Genomic DNA, 16,300 nt, shown 5'->3' with positions numbered 1-16,300 from the left:
GCTTACCTACCCATAACTGGATCAGGCACATCGAACATTATTAGTTCTCTTTACGACGCTGTGAAAGCCCCATCATACCTAAACCAGCTAGCACAACACCTAGACTCAAGATCGGCAGATAAGCATTATCACTGTCACCAGTTTCTGGCAATCTACTATCCTTAGAACTATTATCCTTGAAGCGATAAGTTACTTTTGTTACCACACGTTCTTGAGTCGGAGTAGGCGGTTGATTAGGATCCTTGGGATCCGGTGTCGTCGTCTTAACCGTATTGGAACTGTAGGCAAAGCCATTAACAGTATTGACATAGGTGTTTTCAAAGGTACCAACAGCGATGCGGCTCATTTGAAGGTAAGTTTCTGCTTGGAAAGCGGAAGCAAGAGAAACAGAACGCAGGAAGTCTTCTTCAAACTTAATAGCAATAGCGCCCTTAGCTTCATCAACTTCTGCTCTTGTGTGTGACGTCAGATCAGCGCCCGCCTTGATAACACTTCCGTCTTTGAGCCTTATATCGACTTTGGCAAAGACCTTATATTGTCCTGTATAGAAATCCCCTGTTTGGTCATAATCATCATAAAAACTGTATTCAAAGAGTTCGTCGGAATGATCAGCAGGAATGATACCACCAATCAAGCGGTAGTTGAAGACTTGGCCAAGTGCAATAGTCTGACCATCAACACTTGTCATATCAGCCGGATCCAGAGTCAAGGTGACGTCTTTCTTGGGTTCAATCTTAGGAACATTGTTAGTAACAATATTTGACTCGTAACCATTACCAAAGTCAATTTGATAGGCCTTATTTTCATACTGACCACCACTCTTGCCCATTTCCGCCTTAACCTTCATTGGGCTAACAATGGTCAAATCAATACCTGTCACGACATAAGCATCATAGAAAGCCTGCGGATCATCAGCCGTAAAGAGCTGGAAGGCACCTTTCGGTGTGATTTTTGCCTTTTTCAAGACTTCCTGAACACTTACAGGTGCTACGTCAAGGCTGGTATAATCAGTCACGCTGATACCTGTTACAGCCTCACCACTGGCATCAGTAATTTTAACTAAATCTGAACGCAGTTCCAGTGCTTCTTCAGGATAATCATCCAGATAGAAGAAGCCTTTTTGGATAGTTTCTGAGGCTGACTTATCTCCCTTGTACTGATCCAAATCCCAAGTCAGCTCATAGAAATTCGTTGAACCGGCTAAAACGGTTTTGCCATCAATCGTCACCCCATTTTCATTTTTATTGACCTTATGTGGTTTGATATAGTTGTTGTTAGGATTATTAGGATCATTTGGTTTACCAGGTGTCGTCACACGAACAATATTGGACTTGATACCGTAGGCATCATTCACAGTCAGAGTGAAATTGTTGGTATAGGTCGCTCCATCATTGAGCACTTGTCCTACGACTGTTGGGTAAGCCGGTGCTAGCACCTTAGTCAAGTCGGCGTTGAACTTCTCTAAGGTAGCAGCTGTTGCTGTGAAGATCACTGTATGACTTGCTTGATCATAGACAACGTCAAAGTCTGGACTAGCCACCTTTGTCGCTTCAAGATTGAACTGATAGCCGCTTGGAAGAGGATCGACCAAGACAAAGGAAGTTGTTTCCTCACGTCCTGCAGGCAGTTCAGCCGTCTTCAGTTGAAATTTAACAACAGATTGCTTAGCCACCAAGGTCTTATCAATAGCAACATTATCCTGATTCCTGATCTCCTTATTGACTTGTGGTTGAACAGACAATCTCGCATAGTGGAAACGGACAGTTGGGATTTCAGGTGGCGTTGGTAGATTTTGATAAACAGGATCAGTTGGCGGTATTGGCAGGGTTTCATAGTCTGGCGCAACCGGTTCTGTTGGCTCATCCTTTGGAGTTGTTGGAGTCGGCGGCGTAGGCTCATCCTCATAGCTTGGCTCTACCGGTTCTGGTTCCTGAGGCTGCTCCACTTCATAATTGGGTTCATCCGGTTTATTCGGTTCCGGCTGATCCGGTATCCGAGTCGGTGGTGTTGGTTCCGGCTCATAGTTGGGTTCGACTGGTGCCGGTTCTTGAGGCTTTTCTACTTCATAACCAGGCTCGTTGGGTTTGTTAGGTTCCGGCTGATCCGGTGTACGGGTCGGCGGCGTTGGTTCTGGATCGTAGTTGGGTTCGATTGGTGCTGGTTCCAATTCCTTTTCAAGCTCATAAGAAGGTTCATCTGGCTCAGTTGGCGCAACTGGCTGCCTTGGCTCAATCGGTTTATTAGGAATGTCCTTTGCCTTTATCTTAGAATCAAAAGCAAACCATATTCCAGAAGCATTTTCAGCAGAAAGCGTAAATTGAATATCAGGACCGGTTTGTTTACCAACAATAGCCCCATACCAATTCACTGGAGAATCTGTAGTATCCCACTCACTGCTTTCAAATCTTGATTGATTAGCCTTAGTATAGTTTGGCGTAGCGGCGTATAAGCCATCTCCATTGTCTTTTACAGAAGAGCCGTTTATTTCAATGGCCGTCCCTGTGTGATAATCAACCTTTTCAATGGCATTTACACCATCATACTGTGCCCAACCATGCCCTCTATTAAGTGAAGAGAAATCTAACAATGCACCTGTTGCATCGATCTTATTGCCATCTTCATCATAAAAGCTAATGTCGACATCAATACTCTGTGAGCCAAAGAACTCAAAGTAATAGATTGTTGCTGTAGGATCATCATATAGCATGGCAGGTATCTTATCGGCATTAAGACTGGTATCTTTTAGCGTATATATAAATTCTGCAGATGCAATCTTTTTACCATTCAGCTCTGAGTTCTTTAAGTTACTATACCGTGCAACAACAGGTTTACCTTTTGGCAAAAATACTCGCTTACCCGGCCAATCGGCACTATCTTGAATGCCACCCCAAAAATGGTTATAAGCTACCCGTCTCTTTTCTGTATTAAATGGGGTATCAGCCTTAATATAGTCCATTTTATCTGCTTCGGCATAAAATTCGTCAGCATTATAGACTTTATCTCCCGATGTAATTTCGAGGGTAGCATTTTTTTCTTGCTCAAAAATAAAGGGTTGCGATTCTGGTGATGGTAAATAACCATCGTCATTTTTGTGTTTTTCCAGTTCTGCCAAGGCAGTCTTGTAAGCAACTTGAGCAGCTTCATAAGCTCTTAACTCGGTTTGATAGTCAGCTAAATCTTTTTGGTACTGGGTTAAGTCATTTTGATATTGGGCTAATTTAGCTTCGTAATCAGCCTTGGCTTGGGCATTGCGCTGTTTAATAGCTGCATTTTCGGCTACAATCTCAGCATTCTTAACTTGGTTGTCTTTAACAGCTTGATCGTAGGCTGCCTTGGCATCAGCATTGGCTTTTTGTACCCGAGCTAATTCAGTTTCGTAGGCTGCTTTTTTAGCTTGATAATCAGCTTCATTAGCCGCATTCCCCGCTTGGACTGCTGCCAGATCGTTTTGATATTGGGCCAATTTGGCTTCGTAATCAGCCTTGGCTTGGGCATTGCGCTGTCTGATGGCTTCATTGTCGGCTGCAATCTCAGCATTCTTAACTTGATTGTCCTTAACAGCTTGGTCATAAGCTGCCTTGGCAGCAGCGTTGGCTTTTTGCACTCGAGCTAATTCGGTTTCATAGGCCGTCTTTTTAGCTTGGTAATCAGTTTCATTAGCCGCGTTCTTTTGTTGAACATCTGCCAAGTCAGCTTCATATTGCTTCAGAGCAGCTTCGTAATCAGCCTTGGCTTGGGCGTTGCGCTGTTTAACAGCCTCGTTTGTCGCTGCAATCTCAGCATTTTTGGCCGTATTTTCAGCTACAGCCTTGTCGTAAGCCGCTTTGGCAGCAGCATTAGCTTTTTGCACCCGAACCCGTTCCTTTTCGTAGGCAGCTTTAGCGGCTTCATAGGCTGCTTGGTTGTCTGAATTAGCTTGTTGAACAGCGGCCAAATCTTTCTCGTACTGAGCTAATTTAGCTTCATAATCAAGCTTGGCAGCTGCATTAGCAGTAGTAATGCGCTCGACCTCTGCCTTGTGAGCAGCCATATCTTTTTCATACTGCGCCTTTATTGCTTGATTCTCAGTAGTGATACGATCAGTCTCTGCCTGATGAGTGGCCAAATCTAACTGATATTGCTCAGTTACCTGATTGATTTCCTCAGCCTGCTTAGCATAATCGTCTTTGATTTCTGCTTCTTTTTGAGCTGCTTCTTCGGCAGTTTTTACTGTTCCTCTATCAACCGTTTCATCTTGAACAACAGTGACACCAGCCTCTTTAGCATCTGCAACAGCCTTATCTACCTCTGTCCTTGCTACGTCAACTGGGAGTGTTCCTGTAGTCTGACCCGCTTGATCTTGACTTGCCTCTGCTTTCGCACTCAGATCAGCTTGCTTTTCTGGCAGATTAGTCGCCGGATTACCCGTTTCCGTACCTACTACCTCTGTATCAATACTACTAGTTGTTTTCGTAACTTCCTCTGCTGCAACCCTATAGCCTGTCAATGACAGCAGGGCTGTAGTTCCTAGTACAGCTCCACATAGAGATTTTACAGCTTTACTTTTTCGAAACCCATAAATTTGTTTCATTCTCATTGTTTACTTCCTATCGCTTTTTAGGTAAAAGATGAGTTATTACCAGCCATATTGTAACATATGAGTCTTTTTATTGAAATAATTTTAATTTTCAGTTTTTGTTTAGAAATTATTCAGAAAATTGTTAGCTTACAGTAAAAACTAGGAAACACTGCTCCTCCCCTACGAATTCAGACATCACATACCCTAATAACCACGATCTAACCAGAAAATTTGTTAAATAGAACATTTTCTGTTATGATAAGGGCGTCACAAGAGGAGCTTATGCTGAGAATGGCTGCTGGATAAATCTGACAGACTGCCAGATTTTACATCCAAAAGCCTAAACTCTTTGAACCTGAACAAGGTAATGCTTGCGTAAGGGATGTGCGGATAATATCAAGTTTTCCTTGAATTATCACAGTTTTGATTGTGGCAAATCATCCATTGCCCAGTCTTTGCTGCGGTAATAAGAAAGGATTTTTTTATGACCAAAAACTCACTAGCTACAATGACCGAGACAGCCCTCTTTGCAGGACTAGCCATGATTATCGACCTATTGACACAGCCACTCATGGTAGGACCCTGGATGTCCTTCTCTTTCAAAATGGTACCTATTTTTATCCTAGCCTTTCGCAGAGGTACTCGACCAGCTATGGCTGCCGGACTCCTTTGGGGCCTGCTTCAACTACTGCTAGGACAAGCTGCAGCTGGCTGGCTGACCTTTGTACAAGGTATACTGGACTACCTCCTTGCCTTTAGTATGATAGGCTTGGCGGGTATCACGAAAGCATCCCTTCAAACAGCCCTTAAACAAGAGCATACCATAAAAAGTTTAGCCCTAATCCTATTCGGTATTTGTATAGGCACCCTATTTCGCTATTCTATTCACTTTATTACAGGCATGATCTTTTTTGGAAAGTACGCTGCTCCTGGCCAGAGTGCCTTTATCTATTCCCTAATCGTCAACGGTACAGGATTTCTTGGAGAAGGCCTATCTTGCTGTCTTATCCTAGCACTTCTCCTGCCATTTCTGAAACGATTCCTAACCGTATAAAAGCCTCGCTGAGTCATATCTCAGCAAGGCTTTTATAATTTTCTATATCATACCACTAATTTTTCCTGCTCTAATATAAGACAATAAAATTATCTCTAATAACTAAGAAACTACTATCTTAACGGTGTGACAACCCTCTTTTAAAGGTTTTCCAAATACCATTATCATCTGTCTGGAGGATAAAACCAGCATAATTGCGAGCCATAAACACTAAGACAAACACAATTGTTCCAGCTAGGAGAGCGAGACTGATGGCTCCTTCTACCAGACTAGCATGTTGATTAATCAATCGAACCGGCATGACAAAAGGAGACGTTAAAGGAATATAAGAGGTGACCTTGGTTAATAGATTATTATTTTCTGACATTGACATTGAAAAGCTCAAAACAAAATCAACCATTATCATATACATGAGCGGTTGCACTGCCTTGCTAGCATCTTCAGCCCGACTGACTAAAGAGCCACATAAGGCTGCTAAAATAACATAGAGTAACAGTGCCAGTACAATAAAGCCAACCGTCAGACCATCAAAATTTTTGACAACCTCATGCACAACCCCTCTATAAGAATGGAACTGTTTCATACTCAAGAGAGGATCTAGGGAGACTGCGATACCCACGGCATAAATTCCAATATGCGTCAAAATAAGCGCAAAAATACCTAGAATCTTACCGTAAAAGTAACTGCTAGCTTCAACACTAGAGAAGATAACTTCCATAATTTTGGTACCCTTTTCGCTAGCAAATTCTTGCGAGATAATACTAGCATAGGTTAAGAGCAACATGTACAAGGCAAAAATAAGGATAAACAAGGAAATAGTTTTAGCAGCCTTTTGGTCTGCCTTTTTCTTACCAGCTAGTTCTTCCTTATAGTTGACTTGACGTGCCAGCACCTGAGACTGAGCAGGGCTAAGCTGAGCCTCAGACTGATTACGTCCAGCTTGCAGAACTGATAAATCCTGCATCAGCACTGTCTTATCATGCTCATCCATGGCTTCTACCCCATGATAGGTAGCCGTCAGCTGACCATCTTTTTCATTCAAAACAAGGTAACCCGAAATATCATCTTTATCTAGGGCTTTTTGAGCAGATGAGGCACTCGCCATGCTCTTATAATCCTTTGCATGTGAGAGCTGCTCTGTAACTGCTTTTGGAGCAACCAAGGCAGTTTCAGGTTCATCAGAAGATGAGTCCATAACCCCACCCATCAGTACTATTAATCCAGCTAATAAGAACGGCGACAAGACCAAAAGTAAAAAGCTGATTGATTTGGCCTGTCTCCTATAGGTCTCTTTCATTACTGTCACAATCTGGTTCATGCTTCTACCCCCGCAATCATTTTAAAGATCTCATCCACTGTTGGTGGTTGTTGGTCAAAGGTTTGGACATAATGCCCACCTGTCAAAATTTGAAAGAGCTCAGGTCCTGCCGCTTCATCATTTAAAATCAAGCGCCAAGTTCCCATCTTGGTTTTCGTTGCCACTTCCACATGATCCAGCTTTTCCAATTCTTCTTGACTGAGATCAGAGCTGATAAAGAGACGCGTCCGTCCATAGGACAGACGGACATCATTGACACTGCCCTGGACAGCAATCTCACCATCTGCAATCATCACTAAATCATCGCAGATTTCTTCTACATTAGCCATGGTATGATCCGAAAAGATAATGCAGGCACCACGCTCTTTTTCTTCTCGGATAATCTGCTTAAGAAGGGCTGTATTGACGGGATCCAAGCCAGAAAAAGGCTCATCTAAGATAATCAAATCCGGCTGATGAATCAGAGTCGCAATCAACTGAACCTTTTGCTGATTCCCTTTAGAGAGAGATTTAATCTTATCATCTAGCTTTCCTTTGACCTCTAAGCGTTCCATCCATTGGGGCAGAACAGCTGCTACATCACGTCTCGCCATCCCTTTGAGAGCAGCGAGATAACTGATCTGATCCTTAAGCGTCTGCTTGGGCATAAGACTGCGCTCCTCGGGCAAATAACCAATCCTAGCAAAGGTCTCCTGAGTAATCTTTTGACCCTCAAAGCTAATACTGCCCTCAAACTGGACAAAATTCAAAATAGAATGAAAGAGAGTGGTCTTACCAGCACCATTCTTACCGACAAGGCCAGTAATTCGACCCTTCTTAAATTGAGTATCAAGCCCGTGCAGTACTTCCTTACTGCCAAAGCTCTTTTTTAAACGATGAATTTCTAACATAAACTATCCTTTCTAGTCTAAAGTTCTCCTAGTATTCTACACTAAAAAATAAACGATAAGAACACGATTGCCTGAATGGTTGCTTTTTATGCCTGAACGGTCATTCATAGGTAAAACAAAACCCATTTTACCAGCAATCACAGATGTCCGTCGACAAGCCACTGCACATAAAAAAACCAAGCCCGCTAAGACTTGGTTTCTTGGTGCTATATGATTACAACTTTTCAGCTACAGCTGCTAGTAAAGCAGGGATTTGTGAAGCGTCTGAACCTCCGGCCATGGCCATGTCTGGCTTACCACCACCACGACCGCTGACGATTGGAGCAAGTTCCTTAATCAGATTACCAGCGTGGATGTCTTTAGATTTACTTGCCACAAGGACATTGACCTTATCACCGATACTTGCTGCCAGGACCAGAACATCTGAGTGGTCTGCCTGCTTCCAGTTGTCCGCAAAGGTGCGCAGAGCACCAGCATCTGAAACCTCTACTTGACTGGCGATATAGCGGATACCATTTGCCTCTTTGACATCCTTAAAGATATCGCCTGCTGCGGCAGCAGCTGCCTTTTCTTTGAGTTCTGCGACTTCTTTTTGCAGGTCTTTGACTTGCTCAGTCAAACTTTGCACCTTAGCTGGGACTTCCTTGAGCTGTGGAGCTTTGACAGCAGCAGCCACTGATTTAAGACTGTCTTCTTCCTCACGGAAGGCTTCAAAGGCTTGCTGACCAGTCAGAGCTAGGATACGGCGAGTACCTGATCCGATTCCTTCTTCTTTAACGATCTTAAAGAGACCAATTTCCGAAGTATTACCCAGATGAGTACCACCACAGAGCTCGATAGAGTAATCACCGATAACTACGACACGAACGTCCTTACCGTATTTCTCACCAAAGAGAGCCATAGCTCCCATTTCCTTAGCCGTGTCGATATCAGTCTCAACCGTCTTGACCTCAATAGCCTGCCAGATTTGTTGGTTGACTTCTTCTTCAATACGACGGAGTTCGTCAGCGTTCACAGCCTCAAAGTGAGTGAAGTCAAAACGCAAGAAGTCTTCTTCATTGAGAGATCCAGCCTGGGTCGCATGCTCACCAATAACATTGTGAAGAGCCGCATGGAGCAGGTGAGTGGCCGTATGGTTTTTCTCAACCGCATAGCGCCGCTTGTGGTCGATTTCCAAGTGGTACTCTGTCCCCAGAGTCAATTCACCCTCAACCTCAACGGTATGGAGGGCTTGACCATTTGGTGCCTTTTGCACATCCACCACACGCCCAAGAACCTGACCTGACGCATCTGTGATGACACCATGGTCAGCTACCTGTCCGCCCATTTCAGCGTAGAATGGCGTCTCGTCAAAGACGAGAAGGGCTTGACCTGACGCTACAGCGTCAGCACGTTCATTGTCCACGATAATAACGGATAACTTGCTGTCCAGCGCTTCGTTTTCATAGCTGAACGTAGAGGACTCAACGATACCTGACAGGGTTTCGTTTTGCATTCCCATCGAACCGCCCTTGACGACTGCAGCCCGGGCCCGCTCTTGCTGCTCTTTCATAGCAGCTTGGAAACCAGCATGATCAATCTTATAGCCAGCATCCTCTGCCAACTCTTCTGTCAACTCAACTGGGAATCCATAAGTATCATAGAGTTTGAAGATATCCTTACCTTCCAAAGTATCCTTACCGGCTGCTTTGAGATCGGCTAAGAGTTCTTCCAAATGGCCACTACCAGCGTCAATGGTGCGGGCAAAGGTTTCTTCTTCACGTTTAACGATCTTTTCAATAAAGTCTTGCTTTTCCAGCACTTCAGGGTAGTAAGATTCCATAATCTTACCAACCGTTGGAACGAGTTTGTAGAGGAAGGTATCTGTAATCCCCAAACGACGGCCATGCATAACCGCACGACGAAGGAGACGACGAAGAACATACCCACGACCTTCATTACCAGGAAGAGCACCATCACCGATAGCAAAGCTGAGGGCACGGATGTGGTCAGCAATGACCTTGAAACTCATATTGTCGCCATCTGGATCATAAGTTTTACCTGAGAGCTTTTCAACCTCACGGATGATTGGCATAAAGAGGTCTGTTTCAAAGTTTGTCTTAGCCCCCTGCATGACTGCTGCTAGACGCTCTAAGCCAGCCCCCGTATCAATATTTTTACTTGGAAGCTCTTTATACTCACTGCGTGGAACCTTAGGATCGGCGTTAAATTGTGATAAGACAATATTCCAAATCTCGATATAACGATCATTTTCAATATCTTCTGCCAAGAGGCGCAAGCCAACATGATCTGGGTCAAAATCCTCACCACGATCATAGAAGATTTCTGTATCAGGTCCAGAAGGCCCAGCACCTATTTCCCAGAAGTTATCTTCGATTGGTACCATATGACTTGGCTCCATACCGCAGGCAATCCAGCGATTGTAGGTATCCTTATCATCTGGGTAATAAGTCACATAGAGCTTTTCCTTAGGAAAGGCAAACCAGTCCGGACTAGTTAAGATCTCATAGCCCCACTCAATCGCCTCATCACGGAAGTAATCGCCGATTGAGAAGTTCCCCAGCATTTCAAACATGGTGTGGTGGCGGGCTGTCTTTCCGACATTTTCAATATCATTAGTACGGATCGACTTTTGCGCATTAGTAATGCGGGGATTTTCTGGAATAACGGACCCATCAAAATACTTTTTGAGCGTTGCCACCCCAGAGTTAATCCAGAGAAGGGTAGGGTCATTGACCGGCACCAGATTGGCTGATGGTTCTACGGCATGACCCTTGGATTTCCAGAAGTCAAGCCACATTTGACGAATTTGTGCAGATGTTAATGCTTTCATTGATAAGTATTACCTTTCTATATCTCTGTTCTTAGTTAATGAGAAGCTGAAGCTGCAGCTCCAGCTTCTTGAGCCTTGACATAATCGATCGCTACTGTTAATGCAATGACTAAGTCTGAATAACTTTCCTGATAGACTTCAATATTATAAGTTGAAGTCATCCTCAACCATTCCTGTGAAATACGGGCTAGGACTTGACCATTTTGCAGCAGGTCAAAATTCATATCCCAAAAATTGCCCTGAACTTCCATATTCAGATTTTCAAGGGAATAGTGGGGTTTAAAAAAGCTAAAATCTTTTTTGATGGTAACAACCTGACCATTAGCTAAACTCACATCAAATTTGGGAAGAAAGGACCAGACCCGCTTTTCAACTTTTCCCACCTGATGACCAGACATATCCAAAATAGTAAAGGTCTTTGGAATTTTAAAGAGGCTGCCTTCCACCTGATAAGATGGTATGCCCAGCTCATCATTGATGATAAATTTTCCGCCCAAGGACCACATTTTTTGTTTGATTTGAAATGTTTTCATACAGAAACTCCCTCATGCTATAAGGAATAACTAAAAAACAAGGTCACCAAAGGGAGGGCGATCAAAACCGCGGTACCACCTCCATTTAATGATCTTGTCATTCTTCATTGCATTTTTAATTGTAAACGACCAAGTAGCAAGTCCTCTCCACACCGTCTGGCTCGCAGCAACCGCCAGATTTCTGAACTGGTAAAAAAGACCATTCTCAATCGTGATTATTTCTTAGAAGATGATAATCCAGTGGATGATTTTGAAGTAGACACATTAGTGTCTGCTGCACTCAAACCGTAGTCTGTCAACAATGAGTTGTAGTTATCATCTTCGATAGTGACATTATACTCTTTCAAAAGACCAGCCATAACCTTGTTGACAAAGTCTTGGTCAGACAAGCGTGAGCTGACAAAGATTTCCTTCAAGCGTTTCTCATAGCTCTTCCAGTCTTCTTGTTTTTCAGTCTTTTTAGTGACCTTGGCAACATAGTACATCTTACTATTGTCATTGCCCTTAACTTCGATGACATCTGTCACACCATCTTTTTTGAGCTTGAAGGTTGCATCTTGAACTTCGTTTGGAGGAAGGGTAGATGAACGATCAGAATCATAACGGGTACCAGAATCATAAGAGATACCAGGTTGCCCTTGGTTTTCACTGACGATACTATCCATATTAGCATCCTTGGCACTCAAACTCTTCTTGATAGATTCAGCTTTAGATTTTTCAGCAGTTGAGAAGTAAGTCACTGTCACTTCTGGTGAGTAAGACTTAAAGGATTTTTGCAATTCCTTGTCCGTCATTTCCTTCTTAGCTGCGGCTTCCAATGCTTTTTGTTCCATCAAACGATAGCGGATATAATCTTTGAAGCTGTCTTCTGTGAAGTTATTGCTTTCAATCAAGGAATTGAAGTCTTGACCATTATCTTCAATACCCTTTTTCTCCTCATCAAAGCGCTTTTGAACATCATTGGAAGATACCTTCTTGCCATATTTATCTTCTAAGATATTTGTGAAGATAAGCTGCTGGAGGTTTTCTTTTGAAACGGTTGCACCAGCTCGAAGTTGATAGACATCATTCACGGTGATTGTCTTACCATTCATACTAGCCAGCACTGTTTCTTGAGACGGCTGACTATCCATCCACAGGTAAGTCCCTGCAGCACCAAGTCCAGCCGCAAACACAAAGAGAAACAAGGTACGAAAAACCTTACTAGCAAGAATCACTCCCAAGGAATGAAAGAACCCTCCCTGCTTTTTCTTTCGATTGACTTTTTTTCTGCGACGATTTTTACTTTTGACTTCGTCCTTATAAGCTTTTCTATTAGCCATAGTCTACTCCTCTTTTATTCGGACATCTCTGCCCAGATCATTAACTTTTCCATTATAGCACACTTTAGGCAAGATTGCCTAGTCTGGCAGGGTGACATCTGGAACATTTTTACGAATAACAAGTACCCCATCGCTAATCGGTAAAAGACTCACCGTCAGGTCAGGATTGTCCAGGGTCGCTTCCATCAGTCTATGAAGACCCCGATAGATAGTTCGCTGCCCCCGACGAACTTCCTCAATCGGCTTGACAAGATCCCCCCCTTGAAAAACATCATCAATGACAATCACACCACCAACTTCCAGATGTCTAAGAATTTCTGGCAGGATAACAATATACTTAGACTTAGCCGAATCCATGAAGACAAAGTCATAGGTATCTGTCAACGTGCCCAAAACATCTACAGCATCTCCTTCAACCAAGGTAATTTGCTGACGCTCATCAAATCGATCTAAATTTTCCTTAGCAAGGCGGATCATCTCTTCGTTGCGGTCAATCGTTGTAATCTTAGCGTCTGGTGCATGCCTAGCCATTAGTAAGGCAGAAAAGCCAATAGCAGTGCCTACTTCTAGTATAGACTTAGGATTGAGCGTCTGCAACAAAAAACGAAAATACGCCACAACTTCCGGCTGGATGATAGGTATATTTTCCTGACGGGCAAAATCAGCGATAGCCTCTAGGCTACCTCCCTCTTTTTTCTGATGCGTCCGCATGTAGTGAACGATATCTTCTTTAACTATCGGACGACGCATATTGTGATTTGCATGTTTACTGTATGATTCAACCATGTCCCTATCATATCAAAGACCAAAATGATTTGTAAAGCTCGACCGACTGCTGATTTTTTCGCCATAATCCTTTCCTTCATGATATAATACTGGTAAACAACTTTCTTAAGCCAACTTTGATATAAGGAGACCCCTATGCTAAAAGAATTTGACGCTTTCAAAAAGACCCTCTCTCAGGATAGCTTGAAGGCCATCTATGATGAAACCCGCATCGAAATCGCCAACGACGAAACAGAAGGGACCGAGGCATTTTCCATCGCCCTAGCCAGCCAAATGGCTGTCAACCTTCTAGAATACTACCAAGACTGGCTAAAAGAAGACCAAGATAATAAATAGACCCTAGGTAACAATCCTAGGGTCTATTTATTAGAAAAAGATTGCTCGAGCAAGAAAGCTAAATGGCTTCTAAAAGAAGATCACTACCATATTTCCAGTCAGGACAAGACAAAAGACCGTAATAAGAGTTGAAAAACGCGACCTTAATCTTTCTTACAACTAATTCGGTTTTATTTTCTATTGATTGGTCATCAGCACCTTGCGTGGCTTAGTCCCTTCAGCCGGTCCAATAACCCCAGCTTCCTCTAGTTCTTCCATCAAGCGAGTAGCACGATTAAAACCGACAGACAAGCGCCGCTGAATCATAGAAGCACTAGCTTTCTGCGTCTCAAGCACCAGAGCTTTAGCCTCTTCAAACAGAGGATCTCCTTCACTAGAACCACCAGCACTAGCACCGCCAAAATCACTTTCAGAAACGTCACCAGGATCAAAGCTATCATCATACTCAGCCTGAGCCTGATCCTTAATAAAGCTGACAATACGTTCGACATCATCATCAGAAATAAAGGAGCCCTGCAAACGTACAGGATGATTTTCATCAATGGGTTTAAAGAGCATGTCCCCACGTCCTAAAAGTTTTTCCGCCCCATTTTCATCTAGGATTGTCCGAGAGTCCGTTCCAGATGAAACAGCAAAAGCTACACGAGACGGTACATTAGCCTTAATCAAGCCGCTGATAACATCCACAGAAGGACGCTGAGTCGCTAAGATCATATGGATACCCGCAGCCCGTGCCTTCTGCCCCAAACGAATGATAGCATCTTCGACTTCCTTACTAGCTACCATCATCAGATCAGCCAACTCATCAACAATAACAACAATAAGGGGCATGGGAATGCGTTTTTCATCAGACTGGGCATTAAAATCTGCTACCTTAGCATTGTAGCCAGCAATATTTCTAACACCGACATGGCTGAAGAGCTCATAGCGATTTTCCATCTCGTCAACAACCTTTTGAAGGGCCTTGGCCGCCTTGCGCGGATTGGTCACAACAGGAATGAGCAAGTGAGGAATATCATTGTAAACAGAGAGCTCAACCATCTTAGGGTCAATCATCATAAACTTAACCTGATCAGGCGCCGCCTTCATCAAAATACTAGCAATAATCCCATTGACCGCCACCGATTTACCAGACCCAGTCGATCCTGCTACCAGCAAGTGGGGCATACGTCCCAGATCAAAACTGCGAGCACTCCCATTGACCGCTTTACCCAGCGGAACTTCCAAAAGTTTATTGGGATCTGTCTTAGATTGTTCCCAGAGCTCACGGAAGGTCACGGTAGCAATTTCTGAATTAGGCACTTCGATACCAACTAGAGATTTTCCTGGAATTGGTGCCTCAATACGGACATCCTTAGCTGCCAAAGCGAGAGCCAGATCGTCCGCCAGATTGGAAATCCGATTGACACGGACACCGACTGCTGGCTTGATTTCATACTTGGTAACCGATGGACCAATCTCGGCCCGCTCTACGGTGGCTTTGATACCAAAACTAGCAAAGGTTTCTTCTAAGATTTTAATGTTTTCACGGACAATTTTCTTTTCTTTAGATTGATTCTTTGGCTTATCCGCAGCAAAGAGATCAATCGTCGGTAGCTGATACATCAAGGTCTGCTTAGGCGTGAAGTCCACCTCAACCGACTCATCACTAGCAGCATCATCTTCTAAAGCAGCGTCATTCTGAGGTTCTTGGATATCCTCAGGCTCAGGATAAGGAAAATGATAATCCTTGAAGTCTTGCTGAGAATAGCCAGCAGCAGGAGACTCTTCCTCATAGCCGGCAAATATTTCAGGCTCATGAGCCAACAAAGAGGCATCATCTGCTGAATACCCTCTCTCAAGGATCTCTCCTGTCTCAGGATCAAGGTCATAATCAGCTCCCACCAAGGGCTCAGATTCTGCTAGCACTTCTTCTTGTGCTGATAATTCAGCCTCAGCAGCTCGTCGTGCTTCAAGTTTTTTTTGCCGACGCTCTTCTCGCTTGAGACTGGATTGATCGATCTTATCCGATAGCGTGCGACTGGATTTTTTAAAGAAATCCATGACATCATAGACGTCCCAAGCACTCATCAGATAGAGCCCTAAGACAATGAAGAGTCCACCGATCAAAAAGGTGCCTAAATTAGCAAAAAGAAAGGAGACCGGCCGATACAAAAGAGCTCCCAGCATCCCCCCACCTAAAAAGTGAGTGACTGCTACGTTTTTCAAATCTGCCGTGACTAGACGAAAGGTCCCTTCAAAAATGTCCCGCTCCCTCATAGCTGGCGTTGAAAAAAGATAGGCATGAAAGATCAGCAGCAAGCCAAGCATAATAGATACAAAACCAGACACCATGCCCTCATGTTTTTTAAGCCACTTGCCTGCAAAAAGATAGATCAAAATCCCAATCATAGCTGGATAAGCCAGACTGCCGACCAAAAGACGGATTAAATTATAGACAGTCACGCCAAAGGCTCCCAAGCGAATCATGGCAAAAAACAGCACAAAAGCGCTCAAAAAAGCTAATATCATCTTACGAATAGCCTTTTGACGCTCCAGTTCAGCCTTGGTCAGTCGTTTAGAAGATTTTTTAGGTTTTCTAGTAGATTTTTTCTGATTTTTAGTCGTTTTTGCTTTAGCCATAGTAGCTTCATTATAGCATTTTTCCAAGAGATAAGATAGCTTATTATC

General features: G+C 43.5%; 10 protein-coding genes. 2 read left to right on the top strand and 8 right to left on the bottom strand.

Annotated features, from left to right (window positions below):
* Positions 1-40 precede the first annotated feature (40 nt).
* Positions 41-4,576 (bottom strand): antigen I/II family LPXTG-anchored adhesin, encoded by a 4,536-nt coding sequence (locus AC4HAI_RS00880; RefSeq protein ID WP_491110069.1) that lies wholly within the window; start codon positions 4,574-4,576, stop codon positions 41-43.
* A gap of 466 nt (positions 4,577-5,042) precedes the next feature.
* Here AC4HAI_RS00880 and thiT point away from each other — a divergent pair, with 466 nt between their 5' ends.
* Positions 5,043-5,612: an energy-coupled thiamine transporter ThiT gene (thiT, locus tag AC4HAI_RS00875; RefSeq protein WP_491110068.1), complete on the top strand. Its 570-nt coding sequence runs from the start codon at positions 5,043-5,045 to the stop codon at positions 5,610-5,612.
* A 118-nt stretch (positions 5,613-5,730) separates the two neighbouring features.
* On the opposite strand, the gene AC4HAI_RS00870 is transcribed toward thiT, so the two are convergent.
* From AC4HAI_RS00870 to AC4HAI_RS00845, 6 genes are all read right to left on the bottom strand, one after another.
* Positions 5,731-6,930 (bottom strand): ABC transporter permease, encoded by a 1,200-nt coding sequence (locus tag AC4HAI_RS00870; RefSeq protein WP_491110067.1) that lies wholly within the window; start codon positions 6,928-6,930, stop codon positions 5,731-5,733.
* Positions 6,927-7,820, bottom strand: coding sequence for an ABC transporter ATP-binding protein (locus AC4HAI_RS00865; protein ID WP_491110066.1), 894 nt, complete (start codon positions 7,818-7,820; stop codon positions 6,927-6,929). Before AC4HAI_RS00865 ends, AC4HAI_RS00870 begins: the two co-directional genes overlap by 4 nt.
* Positions 7,821-8,034: 214 nt before the next feature.
* Positions 8,035-10,653 carry an alanine--tRNA ligase gene (gene alaS, locus AC4HAI_RS00860; RefSeq protein WP_491078199.1) on the bottom strand — a complete coding sequence of 873 codons (2,619 nt, stop codon included), beginning with the start codon at positions 10,651-10,653 and terminating at the stop codon, positions 8,035-8,037.
* A gap of 35 nt (positions 10,654-10,688) precedes the next feature.
* Positions 10,689-11,186, bottom strand: coding sequence for an LURP-one-related/scramblase family protein (locus tag AC4HAI_RS00855; RefSeq protein WP_491078198.1), 498 nt, complete (start codon positions 11,184-11,186; stop codon positions 10,689-10,691).
* A 215-nt stretch (positions 11,187-11,401) separates the two neighbouring features.
* On the bottom strand, positions 11,402-12,508 hold the full coding sequence (locus tag AC4HAI_RS00850) for a peptidylprolyl isomerase PrsA (RefSeq protein ID WP_491078197.1): 1,107 nt from the start codon (positions 12,506-12,508) through the stop codon (positions 11,402-11,404).
* A 78-nt stretch (positions 12,509-12,586) separates the two neighbouring features.
* Positions 12,587-13,294, bottom strand: a complete 708-nt coding sequence (locus tag AC4HAI_RS00845; protein WP_491110064.1) for an O-methyltransferase — start codon at positions 13,292-13,294, stop codon at positions 12,587-12,589.
* A gap of 135 nt (positions 13,295-13,429) precedes the next feature.
* Between AC4HAI_RS00845 and AC4HAI_RS00840 the strand changes: the two genes are divergently transcribed.
* Positions 13,430-13,630, top strand: a complete 201-nt coding sequence (locus AC4HAI_RS00840) for a hypothetical protein (protein WP_491078195.1) — start codon at positions 13,430-13,432, stop codon at positions 13,628-13,630.
* Positions 13,631-13,807: 177 nt separating this feature from the next.
* Here AC4HAI_RS00840 and AC4HAI_RS00835 read toward each other — a convergent pair whose 3' ends face one another.
* Positions 13,808-16,252, bottom strand: coding sequence for a DNA translocase FtsK (locus tag AC4HAI_RS00835; RefSeq protein WP_491110063.1), 2,445 nt, complete (start codon positions 16,250-16,252; stop codon positions 13,808-13,810).
* Between the last annotated feature and the right edge of the window lie 48 nt (positions 16,253-16,300).

It is taken from the genome of Streptococcus sp. ALY_208 (assembly GCF_058314295.1).
The sequence above is the reverse complement of the archived record's forward strand: the minus strand, read 5'-3'. Positions and strand labels throughout refer to the sequence as shown.

What these genes read in the sequence shown, in the direction of transcription:
- AC4HAI_RS00835 (WP_491110063.1), bottom strand. Translation starts at nt 16,252, where the DNA reads ATGGCTAAAGCAAAAACGACTAAAAATCAGAAAAAATCTACTAGAAAA.
- thiT (WP_491110068.1), top strand. Translation starts at nt 5,043, where the DNA reads ATGACCAAAAACTCACTAGCTACAATGACCGAGACAGCCCTCTTTGCA.
- AC4HAI_RS00840 (WP_491078195.1), top strand. Translation starts at nt 13,430, where the DNA reads ATGCTAAAAGAATTTGACGCTTTCAAAAAGACCCTCTCTCAGGATAGC.
- AC4HAI_RS00880 (WP_491110069.1), bottom strand. Translation starts at nt 4,576, where the DNA reads ATGAGAATGAAACAAATTTATGGGTTTCGAAAAAGTAAAGCTGTAAAA.
- alaS (WP_491078199.1), bottom strand. Translation starts at nt 10,653, where the DNA reads ATGAAAGCATTAACATCTGCACAAATTCGTCAAATGTGGCTTGACTTC.
- AC4HAI_RS00855 (WP_491078198.1), bottom strand. Translation starts at nt 11,186, where the DNA reads ATGAAAACATTTCAAATCAAACAAAAAATGTGGTCCTTGGGCGGAAAA.
- AC4HAI_RS00845 (WP_491110064.1), bottom strand. Translation starts at nt 13,294, where the DNA reads ATGGTTGAATCATACAGTAAACATGCAAATCACAATATGCGTCGTCCG.
- AC4HAI_RS00850 (WP_491078197.1), bottom strand. Translation starts at nt 12,508, where the DNA reads ATGGCTAATAGAAAAGCTTATAAGGACGAAGTCAAAAGTAAAAATCGT.
- AC4HAI_RS00870 (WP_491110067.1), bottom strand. Translation starts at nt 6,930, where the DNA reads ATGAACCAGATTGTGACAGTAATGAAAGAGACCTATAGGAGACAGGCC.
- AC4HAI_RS00865 (WP_491110066.1), bottom strand. Translation starts at nt 7,820, where the DNA reads ATGTTAGAAATTCATCGTTTAAAAAAGAGCTTTGGCAGTAAGGAAGTA.